General features: G+C 72.1%; 19 protein-coding genes. 6 read left to right on the top strand and 13 right to left on the bottom strand.

What is annotated here, in order from left to right:
* Nucleotides 1–31: 31 nt before the first annotated feature.
* Complete coding sequence (locus ACFWYW_RS00235; RefSeq protein WP_379620080.1) at nt 32–619, top strand: histidine phosphatase family protein; 588 nt, start codon at nt 32–34, stop codon at nt 617–619.
* Nucleotides 620–622: 3 nt separating this feature from the next.
* Here the strand turns inward: ACFWYW_RS00235 and ACFWYW_RS00240 are convergent, their stop codons facing one another.
* Genes ACFWYW_RS00240 through ACFWYW_RS00250 form a run of 3 tightly spaced genes read right to left on the bottom strand, consistent with a single transcriptional unit; the run spans nt 623 to nt 3,785 of the window.
* The gene (locus tag ACFWYW_RS00240) at nt 623–2,116 is read right to left on the bottom strand and encodes a pyruvate, phosphate dikinase (protein WP_379620082.1); all 1,494 of its coding nucleotides are present in this window, start codon (nt 2,114–2,116) and stop codon (nt 623–625) included.
* Nucleotides 2,113–2,712, bottom strand: a complete 600-nt coding sequence (locus ACFWYW_RS00245) for a transcriptional regulator (protein WP_379620084.1) — start codon at nt 2,710–2,712, stop codon at nt 2,113–2,115. The genes ACFWYW_RS00240 and ACFWYW_RS00245 overlap by 4 nt, the downstream gene beginning before the upstream one ends.
* Nucleotides 2,709–3,785, bottom strand: coding sequence for a TetR/AcrR family transcriptional regulator (locus tag ACFWYW_RS00250; RefSeq protein ID WP_379620086.1), 1,077 nt, complete (start codon nt 3,783–3,785; stop codon nt 2,709–2,711). Before ACFWYW_RS00250 ends, ACFWYW_RS00245 begins: the two co-directional genes overlap by 4 nt.
* An 89-nt stretch (nt 3,786–3,874) precedes the next feature.
* Between ACFWYW_RS00250 and ACFWYW_RS00255 the strand changes: the two genes are divergently transcribed.
* On the top strand, nt 3,875–4,420 hold the full coding sequence (locus ACFWYW_RS00255) for a YciI family protein (protein WP_379620088.1): 546 nt from the start codon (nt 3,875–3,877) through the stop codon (nt 4,418–4,420).
* 3 nt (nt 4,421–4,423) lie between these two features.
* Here the strand turns inward: ACFWYW_RS00255 and ACFWYW_RS00260 are convergent, their stop codons facing one another.
* Both ACFWYW_RS00260 and ACFWYW_RS00265 read right to left on the bottom strand, forming a co-directional pair.
* Nucleotides 4,424–5,746: an FAD-binding oxidoreductase gene (locus ACFWYW_RS00260; protein WP_379620090.1), complete on the bottom strand. Its 1,323-nt coding sequence runs from the start codon at nt 5,744–5,746 to the stop codon at nt 4,424–4,426.
* Between the two features lie 102 nt (nt 5,747–5,848).
* A complete protein-coding gene (locus ACFWYW_RS00265) occupies nt 5,849–6,727 on the bottom strand; it encodes an RNA polymerase sigma-70 factor (protein ID WP_379620092.1) in 879 nt (292 codons plus the stop codon).
* 157 nt (nt 6,728–6,884) lie between these two features.
* On the opposite strand from ACFWYW_RS00265, the gene ACFWYW_RS00270 reads away from it, so the two are divergent.
* Both ACFWYW_RS00270 and ACFWYW_RS00275 read left to right on the top strand, forming a co-directional pair.
* Entirely contained in the window at nt 6,885–7,370 is a 486-nt protein-coding gene (locus tag ACFWYW_RS00270; RefSeq protein WP_379620094.1) for a carboxymuconolactone decarboxylase family protein, read from the top strand.
* A 10-nt stretch (nt 7,371–7,380) separates the two neighbouring features.
* A complete protein-coding gene (locus ACFWYW_RS00275) occupies nt 7,381–8,130 on the top strand; it encodes a glycosyltransferase family 2 protein (RefSeq protein WP_379620096.1) in 750 nt (249 codons plus the stop codon).
* Nucleotides 8,131–8,308: 178 nt separating this feature from the next.
* Here ACFWYW_RS00275 and ACFWYW_RS00280 read toward each other — a convergent pair whose 3' ends face one another.
* From ACFWYW_RS00280 to ACFWYW_RS00315, 8 genes are all read right to left on the bottom strand, one after another.
* Nucleotides 8,309–8,791: a MerR family transcriptional regulator gene (locus ACFWYW_RS00280; protein ID WP_379620098.1), complete on the bottom strand. Its 483-nt coding sequence runs from the start codon at nt 8,789–8,791 to the stop codon at nt 8,309–8,311.
* Nucleotides 8,792–8,801: 10 nt separating this feature from the next.
* On the bottom strand, nt 8,802–9,662 hold the full coding sequence (locus ACFWYW_RS00285; protein ID WP_379620100.1) for an SDR family NAD(P)-dependent oxidoreductase: 861 nt from the start codon (nt 9,660–9,662) through the stop codon (nt 8,802–8,804).
* A gap of 53 nt (nt 9,663–9,715) precedes the next feature.
* Nucleotides 9,716–10,045, bottom strand: a complete 330-nt coding sequence (locus ACFWYW_RS00290; protein ID WP_379620102.1) for a DMT family transporter — start codon at nt 10,043–10,045, stop codon at nt 9,716–9,718.
* Entirely contained in the window at nt 10,042–10,407 is a 366-nt protein-coding gene (locus ACFWYW_RS00295) for a DMT family transporter (protein ID WP_379620104.1), read from the bottom strand. The genes ACFWYW_RS00290 and ACFWYW_RS00295 overlap by 4 nt, the downstream gene beginning before the upstream one ends.
* Nucleotides 10,404–10,946: a TetR/AcrR family transcriptional regulator gene (locus ACFWYW_RS00300; protein WP_379620106.1), complete on the bottom strand. Its 543-nt coding sequence runs from the start codon at nt 10,944–10,946 to the stop codon at nt 10,404–10,406. The genes ACFWYW_RS00295 and ACFWYW_RS00300 overlap by 4 nt, the downstream gene beginning before the upstream one ends.
* A gap of 41 nt (nt 10,947–10,987) precedes the next feature.
* Nucleotides 10,988–11,161 (bottom strand): hypothetical protein, encoded by a 174-nt coding sequence (locus ACFWYW_RS00305; RefSeq protein ID WP_379620108.1) that lies wholly within the window; start codon nt 11,159–11,161, stop codon nt 10,988–10,990.
* Nucleotides 11,162–11,382: 221 nt separating this feature from the next.
* Nucleotides 11,383–12,039, bottom strand: coding sequence for a response regulator (locus tag ACFWYW_RS00310; RefSeq protein ID WP_379620110.1), 657 nt, complete (start codon nt 12,037–12,039; stop codon nt 11,383–11,385).
* Nucleotides 12,036–13,016: a HAMP domain-containing sensor histidine kinase gene (locus ACFWYW_RS00315; protein ID WP_379620112.1), complete on the bottom strand. Its 981-nt coding sequence runs from the start codon at nt 13,014–13,016 to the stop codon at nt 12,036–12,038. Before ACFWYW_RS00315 ends, ACFWYW_RS00310 begins: the two co-directional genes overlap by 4 nt.
* A gap of 175 nt (nt 13,017–13,191) precedes the next feature.
* Between ACFWYW_RS00315 and ACFWYW_RS00320 the strand changes: the two genes are divergently transcribed.
* Nucleotides 13,192–14,031 (top strand): SPFH domain-containing protein, encoded by an 840-nt coding sequence (locus ACFWYW_RS00320; protein ID WP_379620114.1) that lies wholly within the window; start codon nt 13,192–13,194, stop codon nt 14,029–14,031.
* 47 nt (nt 14,032–14,078) lie between these two features.
* Nucleotides 14,079–14,546, top strand: a complete 468-nt coding sequence (locus ACFWYW_RS00325; RefSeq protein WP_379620116.1) for a CBS domain-containing protein — start codon at nt 14,079–14,081, stop codon at nt 14,544–14,546.
* Nucleotides 14,547–14,631 lie beyond the last annotated feature (85 nt).

Below are 14,631 nucleotides of genomic sequence, written 5' to 3' on the forward strand. Positions count from 1 at the left end.
GATTTTATGAACATCCGAGAAGGGATCCGAGATGGCGACGCGGCACATCTACGCGGTACGGCACGGCGCGGCCGACCCCTTCGGCGCCCTGACCGACGTCGGCAGGCGGCAGACGGAACTGCTGGCCGACCGGCTGGCCCGCCTGCCCATCGACGCCGTCTGGCATTCGCCCCTGTCCAGGGCGGTGAGCTCGGCGGAGATCATCGGTGCGCGCCTGCCGGGGGTCGCGGTGGGGGAGGCGGCGGAACTGGTGGACCACGTCCCCCACGTCCCGGCCGAGATGCCGCCCGCGTGGAGGGGGTTCTTCGACGGATACGACGCCAAGGAGGCGGCCGAGGGCGCGCGGCTCGCCGACGCCCTGACCGGCCGGTTCGCCCGCCCCACCGCGGCCGAGACCCATGAGGTCCTGGTCACCCACGCCTACCAGGTGGCCTGGCTGGTGCGGGACGCCCTCGGCGCGCCGCCCGTGCGGTGGCTGGGCCTGACCTGCGGGAACACGGCGCTCACCGCGATCGAGTATCGCGACGGCGTGGGCCCGTCGGTGCTGTTGTACAACGACATGGGCCACCTCCCGGACGACCTTCGCTGGACGGGGTTCGGGCCCGGCGTCCGCCCCTGAGATCTAGGGGTCACGCAGAGCGGTGTGGGCGGCGATGAGGCGCTGGGCCTCATCGCGCTCGGAACGCTCGCCTGAGACGTCGTCCGCCCACGCCAGCAGCCGCCGCAGGTGGGCGTCGGCCGTGTCCGTGGCGATGCGCGGGCTGCCGAGGGCCACCTCGCCGCTGGTCCCGTCGATGGTGACCAGCGCGCCTTCGTCCACGGTGCGCCCACCGGCGGTCAGTGAGTGGCCGTCGACGACCAGGTCGGCGATGCCGACGACGGCGGGCTTGCCCATCGCCCGCGCGACGACCGCGGCATGGCTGGCCGGACCGCCGCGCGCGGTGACGATGCCCGCGGCGGCGGCCAGGCCGCGCATGTCGTTCGGGGACGTCTCCGGACGGACCAGGATGACCGGGCCGTCGGCGGCCATGCGTACCGCCGCGTCGGTCGTGGTCGCCACCTTGCCGGCCGCGACTCCGGGGCAGGCTCCCACGCCCCGGGCCAGGATGTCGGCCTGCGCCGGTGCGGCGATGCGCGGGGTGCGTACGTGCCGGAGATGCTGGGGCGAGACCCGCAGCAGAGCCTCGCGGCGCGTGATCAGCCGCGCGTCGGCCAGCTCCGTCGCGACCCGAACGGCGGCGCCGCCCACGAACCGGCCCGGCCGGACCTGCAACAACCAGAGCTCACCGGCCTGGAAGGTGAACTCGACGTAGCACGCGTCGCGATAGTGCCCCTCCACCCGGCGCAGAGCCTCGGCCAGCGCCGCCCAGACGGCCGGTTCGCGGTCGGCGAGCTCGCGCAGCGGCCGGGTCAGCGACCGGCCGGAGACGACGTCCTCGCCCTGGTGCCCGAACAGGACATCGCCGAACGGGACGTTCTCCCCGGTGTTGGGGTCGCGGCTGAAGGCGACTCCGGTGCCGCTGCGGGCGTCGCGGTTGCCGTACACCATCGCCTGGACGATCACGGCCGTCCCGAGATCGTGGGGGATGTCGTGCAGTTCACGGTATGTGCGTGCGCGCGGCGTCTCCCACGAGGAGAAGACGGTCTCGACCGCCAGCTCCAGCTGCCGCGCCGCGTCGTCGGGGACGTCCCGCGCGGCGGCGAAGCCGGACAGGAACCGCTCCCGTGAGTCCCGCGCGAACCGGGCGTCGCCGGTCTCGGCCGCCAGGCCCGCCGTGGCCTCGGTCGTGAGGCCGAGGTTCAGGATCGTGGTCATCATGCCGGGCATCGACACGCTCGCCCCGGAGCGCACCGACACGGCCAGCGGCGCCCGCGCTCCGCCGAAGCGGCGCCCCGTCACGGCCTCCAGCCCGGTCATGGCGAGCTTGAGCTCCCCGGCCAGCCCGTCAGGAAGGCGGCCTTCGCGAAGATAGGCCCGGCAGGCCTCGGTGGTGACGACGAACCCGGCGGGCACCGGCAGGCCCAGCCGGTGCAGCACCACGAGACCGCTCGCCTTGGCCCCCACGGCCTGCGCGCTCTCCTCGGACCGCGCGGACAGCGGCCTGACCCACCTCACCACCGGGTGATCCCGAGCGTCGCGAGCAGGTCCTCGTGCAGTTCGGCCCAGACGGTGTGGTACGACGTGGTGTGGTCGGCGAGGTACTCCAGCTCGCCCGCCCTGGCCCGGCCGAGGGTCTCCCTGAGCCGCACGCGGTAGCGGCCGAAGCGCGGCAGCGCAGCGGACAGCTCGGCGCAGACGGCCGCGGCGCGCTGGTCCAGGTCGGAGAACCGGTCCAGGACGCGATCGTCGTAGGACCGGTCGCGGTGGTCGTTGACGGTCAGGACGCCGTCGACGGGGCGCATCTGCCAGGCCGTACAGAGGTCGAGCAGCTCCGGATTGAGCACCAGAAAGCGCTCGAAGGCGGCGGTGACAGCGGGGCGGGCGCCGCCGGACTCCAGTTCCTCGGTGATCCACTCGGCGTCGGTGGCCCGGCCGGCCTCCGTCAGGCCCCACGCGCCCATCTGGTGCGTGACGAGACCGGCGACCGCGAGGTCGATCAGCTCGGACTCGACCGCGGACTCGTCCAGGCCGGTGGCCGCTGACACCCGGGCGAGCCCGGAATGTCCGCCGCAGCGCAGGGTGTGCAGCACCAGCAGGTCGGTGCGGGTCATGTCGTGGCCTTTCGCGACTTGGGGTGGTCCGCGGCCGCGTGGGCGGCGCCCCGCCCACCGGCGCGGGCGACGATCATGCCGTCCCGGACGCGGACGGCGGCTTCGGTCTCATGGCCGGCCTCGGTCAGGCCGGCGGCGGCCGCGACCGTTCCGTCGTCGACGACCACCCGCAGGCGCGCCCAGGCGTCGGACGGGAAGACGCGCCGCAGGCAACCGGCGAGGTCGCTGATCCTGAGCCGCACGAGAGCGCCGGTCTCGGCGAGGTCGCCGGGGACGACGACCACCGTGACCCGCTCGCCCGGCCCCGCAGCCCGGACGGCCTCCTCGGCCGCGGACACGCGGTGCGCCCCCAGCACCGCCACCACACCGTCGGCGCCGAGGTCGACGCGCTCACCGGTGATCAGATCCGGCAGGCCCGCGGGCGGGATCCAGACGTCCTGACACGGTACGGCCGGCGTCACGAAGGACAGATGCGGCGGCGCCCAGGTGTCGTTCAGGTCGAGCCCGGCCAGATGCTCGCAGGCCCGCGCCCGGTCGAAGGGGTCGCCGAAGCCCGGGGCCATCTCGGCCAGGAAGCCGGCGCCGCCCAGCAACGTCAGCACGAGCTCGGCCAGCCGTACCTGCCGGTGAGAGGAGCAGGTCTCCAGCCCCATGGCCAGCAGCAACGCCTCCAGCTGGGCGACCTGCGCCAGCACGGTACGGCCCTGCTCGTCCTCGACGATGCCCGCCAGCGAGCGCAGTTGCAGCCGCCCGCCCGACGCGGTGTCGTCGACCAGCGGCAGCCGTTCCAGCCAGGTCCTGGCGAACGTGCCCAGCGCCTCGGCGGGCGACCCCGGCGGTCCGGCGGGCTCCGCCGTCTCGGTCTTGTCCACCATCTCGACGAGCACGGCCAGATACAGGGCTCGTTTGCTGGGGAAGTTCGAGTACACCGCGCCCCGGGTCAGCTCCGCCCGCTCGGCGATCCGGTCGACGTTGGCCAGGACGTAGCCCTGCTCGATGAACTCCTGCCTCGCCGCCGCCAGCACCGAAGCCCGCGTACGCGCCTGCTGCTGGACCCGCGTCAGCCGTACCATCACCGCTCCCTCTTTCGTGATGCAGTCAGGATACTCACAAAATCCGGATGATGTCGCCATCTGAATTTGGTGTGATAGGTACTGTCGGCATGGAGTTCTTCTGCTATCACCGGGATCGGTCAGACTCTGACGCGCTGCGCGACGAACTGCTGGAAGCGCACTGGTCCTACATGGACGGGTACGCGAAGGAACTGATCGCCCGTGGCCCGACCTTCGTCCGCGGCACCGAGACGGCCAGCGGCAGCGTCCACATCGTCGACCTGCCCGACGCCGCGGCCGTGCGGGCGTTCGCCTTCGACGAGCCCAACTACCAGGCCGGCGTGTACCGGGACGTGATGGTGCGCCGATGGCGCAACGTGCTGGGGCGCACCATGTGGGACTTCCCCGGCGGCCGGGAGGGCGGCAACCGGTACCTGGTGCTGGGTCTCGGCTCCGGGGAGCCCGCCGACCTGGACCCCTCGGGCCGGGACGAGCTGATCGCGTACGGGCCGCTGCTGTCCGACGACGGCGGCGCCTGGGTGGGTACGGCGCTGCTGATCCGGGCATCGGACCCGGATGCGGCACGCGCCGTACTGACCCAGGATCGCTACACCGACATCGAGGTCCACGACTGGGAGTTCGGCGGCCGGCGGTAGCGGTTACGGGCGCACGTTGTGGTTGCCCGCGAACAGGTTGCCCGGGTCGTAGTCCCGCTTGACCGCCGCCAGCCGCTCGTACGTCTCCTTCGGGTAGATCGCGGCCACGTCCTCCTCGGCGGCGGAGGCGAGGAAGTTGGCGTACGCGCCGTTGACGTGCGGTGCGAGCCGCTCCCAGATCGCCTCCCAGGCGGGACGGCCGGCGTCGAGGACCGGCTTGGGACCGCCGGTGACCATCACGACCATCAGCTCCGCCCGGCGGTGCGCGTAGGCGGTGGCGTCGCCGGCCACGCGCGCCACCGCGCCGCCGACGCTTCGCACGACGATGAGCGGCGAGCCCTGCGACGTCCCGACCTCGGCGAGGATCCGCAGGGCCGCGGGCACCGACTCCTTCCCGACGAACGCGCTGCGGGTGACGAGCTGGATGCCGGGCGGCGGGGTCCCGCCGTCCACCAGGACGTCCGCGTACGGCATCAGCGCGACGGTGTCGCCGATCACCGTGCCGAGCCGCCGGATCGGGTCGATCGCCGCCGCGGCGAGGTCCGGGTCGTCGCCGTCGAAGGCGACGAAGACCTCGACCGGCGCCTCGTGGCCCCCGGCGCCCGGATTGGCGACCATCACGAGGGAGGTGAGCTCCTCGGGCGCGTCACGGACATGGTCCGCCCAGCCCTGCAGCACGGCGGCGGTCTCCGCGGCGGGGAAGGTGATCGCGCCGAAGAACACCTCCGTCGTCCGGTGCGCCGCGAACTCGAAAGCGGTCACGATCCCGAAGTTGCCGCCGCCGCCGCGCAGCGCCCAGAACAGCTCCGGGTTCTCCCGCTCGCTGGCCCGGACGATCTCGCCGCCGGCGGTGACCAGCTCGGCGGCGACCAGGTTGTCCAGGGCCAGGCCGTACTTCCTGACCTTCCAGCCGATGCCGCCGGTCAGCGTCAGCCCGCCGACGCCGACGCTCTTGGTGTCGCCCGACGAGATCGCCAGGTGGTGCGGGGCCAGCGCGGCCGCGGCCTGGCCCCAGGTGGTGCCGCCGCCGATCCGCACGAGGTGGCGGGCCGGGTCGATGATCTCCACGTTCGCCAGCAGGCTGAGGTCGATCACGACGCCGCCGTCGTTGGTGCCGAAGCCCGCGAAGCTGTGGCCGCCGCCGCGTACGGACAGGGACAGGCCCTGCGCGGCGGCGAACCGCACACCCGCCTGTACGTCCGCGACGCTCTTGGGCCGCAGCACGTACGCCGGACTGCCCGCGGCCAGCAGCGAGCGGCTCGCCGATTCGTACTCCGGTGCGCCCGGCTCGATGATGTCGCCGCCGAAATCCAGCACTGAACTCATGACTTTCTCCAGGTTTTGGGTGGGTTAGGCACTGTATGACCAAAAGATGCCGCTACTTCGGGTTCTGTGACGGCATGGCCGTGTGACATAGGCCATACGGGCTTAGCGGCGCAGGGTGGTCTCCTGGTCCAGGTGGGAGAGCTTCTCCGGGTTGCGCACGGCGTACAGGCCGGTGATGAGGCCGTCGTCGATGCGGAGCGCGAGGACGGTGTCGATCTCGCCGTTGAGCCGGAAGATGAGCGCCGGGTGGCCGTTGACCTGCGACGGCCGCAACGCCGCGACATCGCCGAACCGGCTCGCCCCGGCGAGCAGGGAAGCCACGTTCTCGGCGCCCACGACCGGTTCGAGCACGGCCTGGACGACTCCGCCGCCGTCGCCCAGCAGCACGACGTCCGGCGCGAGGATGTCGAGCAGGCGCTGCAGATCGCCGGTCGCGACCGCCCGCTGGAACGCCTTGAGCGCGTCCTGGGTCTCGGCCGGGGAAACCCGTCCCCGCGGCCGGCGGGCCGCCACGTGGGCCCGCGCCCGGTGGGCGATCTGGCGGACCGCCACCTGCGTCTTGTCGACGGCCTCGGCGATCTCGTCGTAGTCCAGGTCGAACACCTCGCGCAGCACGAACACCGCGCGCTCGGTCGGCGTGAGCGTCTCCAGTACCAGCAGCATCGCCATCGACACGCTGTCGGCCAGCTCGACGTCCTCGGCCACGTCGGGCGCGGTCAGCAGCGGCTCCGGCAGCCACTGCCCGACGTAGGACTCCTTGCGCCGGCCGAGCGCGCGCAGCCGGGTGAGCGCCTGCCGCGTGGTGATCCGCACCAGGTACGCCCGCCGGTCCCGGACCTCCTCAAGGTCGACCCCCGCCCACTTGAGCCAGGTCTCCTGCAGCACGTCCTCGGCGTCGGCGGCGGAGCCGAGCATCTCGTAGGCGACGGTGAACAACAGATTGCGGTGTGTCACGAACGCCTCGGTCGCCGCCTCGTTCATCGCTGCCCCCACCTGTTCCTTTCCGGCCATGCGTACGTGCACAAGACGCCGGCCCCCACCGCCTTGTGACGTGGCGTACGTCACATCGCCGCGCTGTCACAGGAACTACCCCACCGGCATCTCTTGGGCATCAGACCACCATAAGTAAGGACAAATCATGGAATCCCGTTTCGACCTGATGGCCAGTGCACTCGGCGCCAAGCTCAGCAAGCGCGTCTACAACGTCGCTCTGGGCGTCCAGCAGTCGACGCTGTCCCGGGCCGTTCAGGACCTGGTGATGTTGCGCGCCAGCCAGATCAACGGCTGCGGCTTCTGTGTCGACTACCACACCAAGGACGCCACGGCCGCGGGGGAGAGCGCGGTCCGGCTCCACCTGGTCGCCGCCTGGCGTGAGTCGACGGTGTTCACCGCGGCCGAGCGGGCCGCGCTGGCGCTCACCGAGGAGGGCACCCGCCTCGCCGACGCGCACCCGGGCGTCTCCGACGAGACCTGGGCCCGGGTACGCGAGCACTACGACGACGACCAGATCGTCGCGCTCGTCTACACGATCGCCATGATCAACGCCACCAACCGGCTCAACGTGATCGTCCGCAACCCTGGCGGCTCCTACGAGCCCGGCATGTTCGCCAACCTGGCCCACTAGGGTCGGCCACGTGCCCCTCATCTCCATCGTCACGCCGAGTCACCACCCGGTACCCGACCATCTCCTCGCGGCCTACGAGTCCGTCCGCTCGCAACGCCTGCCGGACGGCTGGGAGGTCGAGTGGGTCATCCAGGAGGACGGCGCCACGGGCGCGGCCATGGAGATCCTTCCGCGTGACCCCATCGTCACGTTCGCGATGGGGCGCCGGGGCGGGGTCGCGTTGACCCGGAATCTCGCGCTCGCGCGGTCCAGGGGCGAGCTGATCAAGAATCTCGACGATGACGACGTGCTCATGCCGGATGTGCTGATGCGGGACATCGGCGTGCTGGCGGCCGATCCGCTCGTGCAGTGGACGACGTCCCGGGTTCTGGATCTGCTGCCCGACGGTTCCACGGTCGCGTTCGACAGCGATCCGCCCGGCGGGCGGCTGGAACCCGGGTTCGTCTACGAGTACTGGCGCGGCAACGGCTACCGGCTCCCCGTGCACCCCACGACGATCTGCGTCCGGCGCGAACTGGCGGTCGCCCTGGGCGGGTGGATGGGCATCCCCGGCTCCGACGACACCGGCCTGCTGGTTCCGGCCAGCGTGATCAGCCACGGCTGGTTCCACAGCGAGGTCGGCCTGCTCTACCGCAAGTGGCCGGGGCAGGAGACCGCGCGGACGGAGCACTACGCGGAGCTCGAACGGGACCTGCGCATGCGGCTGGTCGAAGAGCGCGCCGAGGCGGTACGCGCCATGTGGCCCCAGGTCACCGCCTGAATCCCAGCCTCTGCTGATCGTCCGCGGTCGTGACTATCGGGGATACGTGGTGGCGAGCATCGTCGAGACGGACGAGCACGGGCGGCGGCTGCGGGAGCGGGACAAGTGGGGGATCATCCCGCCGGAGTCCGGGTGGCGATCCGGTCCGGAGCCTTGAGACCGGGCATGAAGAGGTCGTTCAGGCCCTGGTGTGGACGTCGGGGCCGGTCTCGCCGCCGTAGGTGGCGATCTTGTATTCGACGGCCGTGAGCGAGAGGGTCAGCTCCCGGATCCGGCGGCGGATGGTGTCGCGGTGTTCGAGCAGCATGTCGAGCCGCTCGGGCACCGTCCCGGCCCCGTCGTCGACGAGCGCGACGTAGTGCTGAAGGTCGCGCATCGGCATTCCGGACAGCCGCATCCGGGTGAGGAACACCAGCCGCCGCACCGCCCGGTCGTCGTACACCCGATGGCCGTTGCCGTCGCGGGCCACCTCGACCAGCCCGGCGCGCTCGTAGTAGCGCAGGGTGTGCGGCGAGATGTCGAGCAGATCGGCGACCTCCACGATCGTCATCGACGTGGGTACCTCGGCCAGGTCGGCGAGGCGGTGGATCGCCTCGACCGACGGCGGGCCGTCGTCCCCGATCATCTCGAGTGCCCTGGTCATCAGGTCGTCGGTGGCCATGACAACCAGCCTAAATCGGCCGGACCGATGCCGGGACGTCCTCGAAGTCGGCGCTGCGCGCGGTCTGCGCCCACCGCTCGACCTCCGCCAGCCCGCGCCGGTGGACGCCGGAGATGCGCTCGACCGCCTCGCGTCCGAGCGGCAGCCGTAGCGGCACGTCGTCACCGTGCACCAGGGAGACGATGATCTCGGCCGCGCGCGCGGGGTCGCCCTCCTGGCGGCCGTCGGTCCCGGCCATGTCCGCGCGCACCCCCGCGAGCACCTCACGGTACGTCGGCGACGTCTCGGCGAACTCCAGCACGTCCGCGGCGTTGAAGTCGGTCCTGAACCGGCTCGGCTCGACGATCATCACCCGGATCCCGAACGGCGCGACCTCCCCGGCCAGCGCCTCCGACCAGCCTTCGAGGGCGAACTTCGACGCCGAGTACGTGGACACGCCGGGGAACGACATCCGCCCGCCCTGGCTGCTCATCTGCACGATGGTCCCGGCGCCCCGCGCGCGCATCGCGGGCAGCGCCGCCCGGATCAGCGCGGCGGGGCCGAACAGGTGCAGATCCATGAGCTCACGCAGCTGCGCGTCGGCGACCTCCTCGACCGCGCCGACCACGGCCCTGCCCGCGTTGTTCACGAGCACGTCGATCCGGCCGAAGCGGTCGAGGGTGACACGTACCAGGCCGGGGGCCGCGTTCACGTCACGGACGTCGAACTCGGCCACCAGGAAGTCGTCCGGGTAGGCGGCCGCGAGATCGGCGACGCTCTCGGGCCGCCGTACCGCCGCCACCACGTGGTCGCCTCCGGCGAGCGCCGACTCCGCCAGCGCGCGGCCGAAACCGCGGGAGGCGCCGGTAATGATCCAGGTCTGTGTTGTCATGCCGGGGACGCTATGCCTTCGAGCGCGCTCGAACGCAAATGGATGACCGGCGCTCAGTGCGCCGCCTGCGCGCCCAGTTCGACCACCAGCACTCCGCCGACGATGAGCGCGATCCCGGCCGCCATGATCCAGGTGAGCGGGTCGCGGAAGATCACGCGCCCCAGGACCGCGGTCAGCGCGACGCCGGACGCGGCCCAGATCCCGTAGGCGACGCCGACGGACATGCCCTGCGCGAGCACGGCGCCGAGCAGCGTGAACGCGATGAGGTAGCCGATCACGACCGGCGCGATCCAGACCTTCTTCGTGAAACCCTCCGACGCCTTCATCGACAGCGTCGCCACGGTCTCGGTCGCGATGGCGCCGATGAGCAGCAGCCATGTCATGGTCGTTCGCCTCCCTCGGCGGCAGCCGTACGGTGGGCGCGTTGCGAGCCGAGCTCGACCAGCAGCACCCCGCCGATGATCAGAACGATGCCCAGCCCGATCAGCCAGGTCAGCGCGTCACCGAAGACGATCGAACCGATGACGGCGGTGAGCGCCACGCCGCTGGCGGCCCAGATCCCGTAGGCGACGCCGACCGGCATGCCGATCTTGAGCACCTGCGCCACCAGGACGAACGCCCCCAGATAGCCGAGAACCACCAACGCCAGCCACCCGGGGTTCTCCAGCCCGTTCATCGCCCGTAGCGAAAGCGTCGCGACGACCTCGAAGGCGATCGCGACCGAGAGCATCACCCATCTGTTCATGAGTCGCCCTCGGCCAGCCGGTCGATCCTGGCGGCTATCGCGGCGCGCATCTCCGCGCCGTAGCCGCCGCTGTCGCTCGCGTCGGCCAGCCACAGCCCGTCCGCGGCGAGCCGGGCGACCGCCCTGTCAACCGCCCCGGCATCCGGTACGGCGGGCGGCGCCCCCAGCCACCGCTCCAGCAGGGCCCGCCACGGCTGCAGCAGGGCGTCGTCGTGCAAGGAGTCGACGAAGATCGCCAGGTCGGCGCTGCTCGTGGTGGTCCCCGTGATCACGCGGCTGTAGGCCCGCACCCGCTCGGCCGCGCTCGCCCCGTCGAACGGCCCGCCGAGCTGGGCCTCCATCGCCTGATCCCAGCCCGCGATCACGTGCTCGACGACGGCGAGCATCAACTGTTCCTTGTTCGCGAAGTGGTAGATCAGGCCGCCCTTGCTGACGCCCGCCTCCTGTGCGGCGGCGTCGAGGGTGAGGCTGCCGATCCCGCGCTGCCCGGCGACACGGAGCGCGGCCTCCAGGATCAAGGTTCTGGAACTTGGTCGCATGCCCGTAACTGTACCGACTGGTTGGTACAGTTACAACCTCGTCAGGCCTCGTCCTTCTTGGGCGCCAGCGCGTACGACAGGGCCACTCCGAAGCACAGCGCGAGCGCGATTCCCAGGACGATGTCGTTCAGGGCGGCGGCGAGGCCCATGCCGATGGCGAGTCCGGAGGAGAGGCCGAGCGTCCAGTTAGGGGAGGAAGTGTCCTTGTTCGTCATGGTTCGATCATCGGCCAGAGGGGTGCCGCCGGCGTAGAGGCCGCTGTCACCGGCCGCAGGTGACAGGAGTCATCTCGCTTCGGGCCGGAAAGTCACGGCCACGGCTATCCGGTGGCGAGGATCTCGGCGACCGCCGCAGTGGACTCGGCCGTGCCGACGACGATGACGTCGTCGGCCAGCGCGCCGAGGGGCCGCACCATACCCGACGTCGCCGGCCGGGGTCAGGGCTCGACCAGGCCGGCTCGGATGGCGTAGCGGGTCAGGTCGAGGCGGTCGTTCAGGCCGAGCTTGGCCAGGATGTTCGTGCGGTGGCGGTCCACGGTCTTGGGGCTGATGACCAGGGTGTCGGCGATGGCCTTGGTGGAGTGCCCCTCGGCGATGAGCTTGACGATCTCCTCCTCGCGGGCGGTCAGCAGGCTGTCGGGCAGGGGATCGCCGTGCTCGTGCCGGTGCAGATAGTCGCGGATCAGGGCGGTGACCGCGCCCGGGTACAGGAAGGGCTCGCCGCGCATCGCCGCCCGGCAGGCCTCGATGAGGTCGCGGTCGGCGACCGACTTCAGGACGTAGCCGCTGGCCCCGGCCTTCAGCGAGGCGAAGAAGTACTGCTCGTTGTCGTACATCGACAACATCAGCAGCCGTACGGCGGGCCAGCGCCGCGAGATCTCCCTGGCCGCCTGCAGCCCGGTCATGCGCGGCATCGCGATGTCCAGGATGACCAGGTCGGCCTCGTGCTCGCGCAGGACGTTGAGCACCTCGGCGCCGTCGGCCGCCTCGGCGACGACGGTCAGGTCGGGTTCGGCGTCCAGGATGAGGCGTACGCCCTGGCGGACCAGCGCGTGGTCGTCGGCCAGCACGATCCTGGCGGGTGTCGCGGTCATGCGGTCGGCTCCTTGGCGGCTGCGGGGACGGTGAGCGTGATCCGCGTGCCCCCGCCGGGTGGTGAGTGGATGCTCAGGCGGGCGCCGATGAGCAGGGCGCGCTCGTGCATGCCGCGGATGCCGGCGCCGTGCTCGCGGACGCCGCCCCGGCCGTCGTCGGTGACGCGCAGGACCACCTCGCCGCCCTCAACGGCCAGCGTCAGGCTCGCGGTGGTCGCGCCGGCGTGGCGGGCGACGTTGGTGAGGCTCTCCTGGGCGATGCGGTACAGGACGAGTTCGACGTCGGCGGCCAGCGCCGGCACGCTCGCCAGCGAACGGGTGACGTGAACGCTGCCGGTCTGGGACAGGTCGGTGGCCAGCGCGGTCAGCGCGCTGTGCAGGCCGAGGTCCTCCAGGACGCCGGGGCGCAGCCGTCTGGCGACCTGGCGGACCTCGTCCAGGCTGGCCCTGATCGCCTCCTGCGTGTGCTCGAGCTCGGCGGTCAGCTCGGCCGGTGCGCGGTCGCGGGTGCGTTTGAGCCCCAGCAGCGCGACGGTGAGGCTCTGCCCGATCTCGTCGTGCAGTTCCCGGGCGATGCGGCCGCGCTCGGCCTCCTGCGCGGCGAGCGCGTGGGCGCTGGCCGAGGCGCGTTCCTCCTCCAGCCGGTCCAGCATCTGGTTGAAGGTGGTGACCACGCTGGCCAGGTCGCCGTTGCCGTCCTCGCGCAGCCGGTCGCGGTTGTGCAGCAGATCCACGCGCTGCATCAGCGACGTCAGCGCGGTCAGCGGCGCCAGGCTGGCGCGGACCAGCAGGGCGTTGGCGGCCAGGATCAGCGCCAGGCCGATCGCCAGCACCGGGATCTCGGCCAGCAGCACCGGCGAGGACACCGTCGCCGGTGACAGCGCCAGCACGAGCGTGCCGGCCGCGAACACCAGGGCGTTGATGACGAACAGGCGGCGAAAAAGCGCCTGCGCCGGAGTGTGGGCGTGCTCCTTCATGTCCTCAGCCTGGTCGGGCGCGCCCCGCGATGTCCAACGACCGGCCCGGCCACGGCGGAAGATACGGGCCACGACCCCGCCGATGTGCGGGTCAGCCCCGATAGCCGCAGGTGGGGGCCGCTGGCGAGACTGATCACCTCCCCGGAGAAAAGGGGCGGACCGTAAGGAGGTGACGATGCGCGGCACGGACACGTCCTGGATCGTCGCGGCCGCGGCGCTCATCCTTCTGCTGGCCGCTGCGTTGCGGTCCGTCCCCCGGGGCCATCACCTGGTCGTGCTGCGTTACGGCCGGGCGGTCGCGGTGCGGCGGCGAGGACCGGTGGTCGTCATCCCGTTCCTCGACCGCACCCGCCCGGTGCCCGCGGGCGCCGAACTCGTCGAGGCGTTCGCGCTGCCGGCCCGCACCCGCGACGGCCTGCCGGTGCGGGTGAGCGCCGTCGCCCACGTCGGCGTCACCGACCGCGCCGCCTACGCGCTGGCCGCCCGCCCGCCGCTCGCCTACGCCGCGGAGGAGCTGGAACGCCAGGTCGTCGCCCGCGTGGCCGCCGCCACCCTGGACGAGCTGGCCCGATCGCCCGAGAACGTGAGCCGCCTGCTGCGCCGCGGGCTTCAGGCCCGGGTCGCCCGCCTGGGCCTGGGCGTGGGCCGGGTCGAGCCGGCCCGCCTGGAGCTGCGGGCCGGGCCCGCCCTCCTGCGGTGGGCGCGCGACCGGCACACCGTCCCGACTGACGAAGGTGCACCCATGGAGATCCATCACACGACCGTGCCCGGCACCGGCGACCTTCACCACCTGCGCACCCGCGCCGGGGAACGCCTCAGCGTGCTCGTCGACCACGCGCAGCGCCGACACCTGCACGTGTACGGCACCGGCGAGGCCGACCAGCCGCTCGTGGCCGTCACGCTCGACGGCGACGAAGCCGACCAGCTCGCCGAGCTGCTGAACAGCCGCAAGACCGCCGACCGCCTGGCCGCCCTGGAACGTCGCCTGGAACGTATGGAGGTGCGCGCCTCATGACCGCCAGACCTTCGACCAGCCTTCACCCCGCCAGCGTGGATGGTGCCATGCAAGCGCGCGACATCGCCGTCCGACTGCCCACCGTGACCGTCCGCGACCCCGTCGTACGGGCCGTGCGGCTCATGGTCGTCAACCGGCTGCCCGGCCTCATCGTCGTCGACGACCACACCAGGCCGGCGACCGTGCTGCCCGGCACCCAGGTGCTGCGCCTGGCCATCCCCGCCTCGATCCGCGAGGACCACGCCCTGGCCGGAACGCTCGACGAGGCGGAGGCCGACGTGTTCTGGCAGGAGCTCGGGAGCCTGACCGTCGGCGACTGCCTGCCCACGCCCATCGGCCGGCCGGCCACCGTCGCCAAGGACGCCACCCTGCTGGAGGTGGCCGCGCTCATGGCGCGCACCCGCAGCCCGCTGGTCGCCGTCGTCGCCCACGACGGCACGCTGACCGGCGCGATCACCCTCGAACGCCTGCTGACGAGCCTGGCCATCATCGGCCCGTCCGACTCGTCCGACTGACCGCGCGCCCGCCCCCCACCACCTCACCGCCGCCAGGAGGTCTGCCCGTCATGCCCGGCCACGCCCCGCGAGCCTCCGCCCGGCC

The organism is Nonomuraea sp. NPDC059023, from assembly GCF_042740095.1.
Lineage (GTDB): Bacteria > Actinomycetota > Actinomycetes > Streptosporangiales > Streptosporangiaceae > Nonomuraea.

Coding starts and splice junctions, on each gene's coding strand:
- ACFWYW_RS00235 (WP_379620080.1), top strand. CDS start 32: ATGGCGACGCGGCACATCTACGCGGTACGGCACGGCGCGGCCGACCCC.
- ACFWYW_RS00245 (WP_379620084.1), bottom strand. CDS start 2,712: ATGACCCGCACCGACCTGCTGGTGCTGCACACCCTGCGCTGCGGCGGA.
- ACFWYW_RS00250 (WP_379620086.1), bottom strand. CDS start 3,785: ATGGTACGGCTGACGCGGGTCCAGCAGCAGGCGCGTACGCGGGCTTCG.
- ACFWYW_RS00255 (WP_379620088.1), top strand. CDS start 3,875: ATGGAGTTCTTCTGCTATCACCGGGATCGGTCAGACTCTGACGCGCTG.
- ACFWYW_RS00260 (WP_379620090.1), bottom strand. CDS start 5,746: ATGAGTTCAGTGCTGGATTTCGGCGGCGACATCATCGAGCCGGGCGCA.
- ACFWYW_RS00265 (WP_379620092.1), bottom strand. CDS start 6,727: ATGAACGAGGCGGCGACCGAGGCGTTCGTGACACACCGCAATCTGTTG.
- ACFWYW_RS00270 (WP_379620094.1), top strand. CDS start 6,885: ATGGAATCCCGTTTCGACCTGATGGCCAGTGCACTCGGCGCCAAGCTC.
- ACFWYW_RS00280 (WP_379620098.1), bottom strand. CDS start 8,791: ATGGCCACCGACGACCTGATGACCAGGGCACTCGAGATGATCGGGGAC.
- ACFWYW_RS00285 (WP_379620100.1), bottom strand. CDS start 9,662: ATGACAACACAGACCTGGATCATTACCGGCGCCTCCCGCGGTTTCGGC.
- ACFWYW_RS00290 (WP_379620102.1), bottom strand. CDS start 10,045: ATGACATGGCTGCTGCTCATCGGCGCCATCGCGACCGAGACCGTGGCG.
- ACFWYW_RS00295 (WP_379620104.1), bottom strand. CDS start 10,407: ATGAACAGATGGGTGATGCTCTCGGTCGCGATCGCCTTCGAGGTCGTC.
- ACFWYW_RS00300 (WP_379620106.1), bottom strand. CDS start 10,946: ATGCGACCAAGTTCCAGAACCTTGATCCTGGAGGCCGCGCTCCGTGTC.
- ACFWYW_RS00305 (WP_379620108.1), bottom strand. CDS start 11,161: ATGACGAACAAGGACACTTCCTCCCCTAACTGGACGCTCGGCCTCTCC.
- ACFWYW_RS00310 (WP_379620110.1), bottom strand. CDS start 12,039: ATGACCGCGACACCCGCCAGGATCGTGCTGGCCGACGACCACGCGCTG.
- ACFWYW_RS00315 (WP_379620112.1), bottom strand. CDS start 13,016: ATGAAGGAGCACGCCCACACTCCGGCGCAGGCGCTTTTTCGCCGCCTG.
- ACFWYW_RS00320 (WP_379620114.1), top strand. CDS start 13,192: ATGCGCGGCACGGACACGTCCTGGATCGTCGCGGCCGCGGCGCTCATC.
- ACFWYW_RS00325 (WP_379620116.1), top strand. CDS start 14,079: ATGCAAGCGCGCGACATCGCCGTCCGACTGCCCACCGTGACCGTCCGC.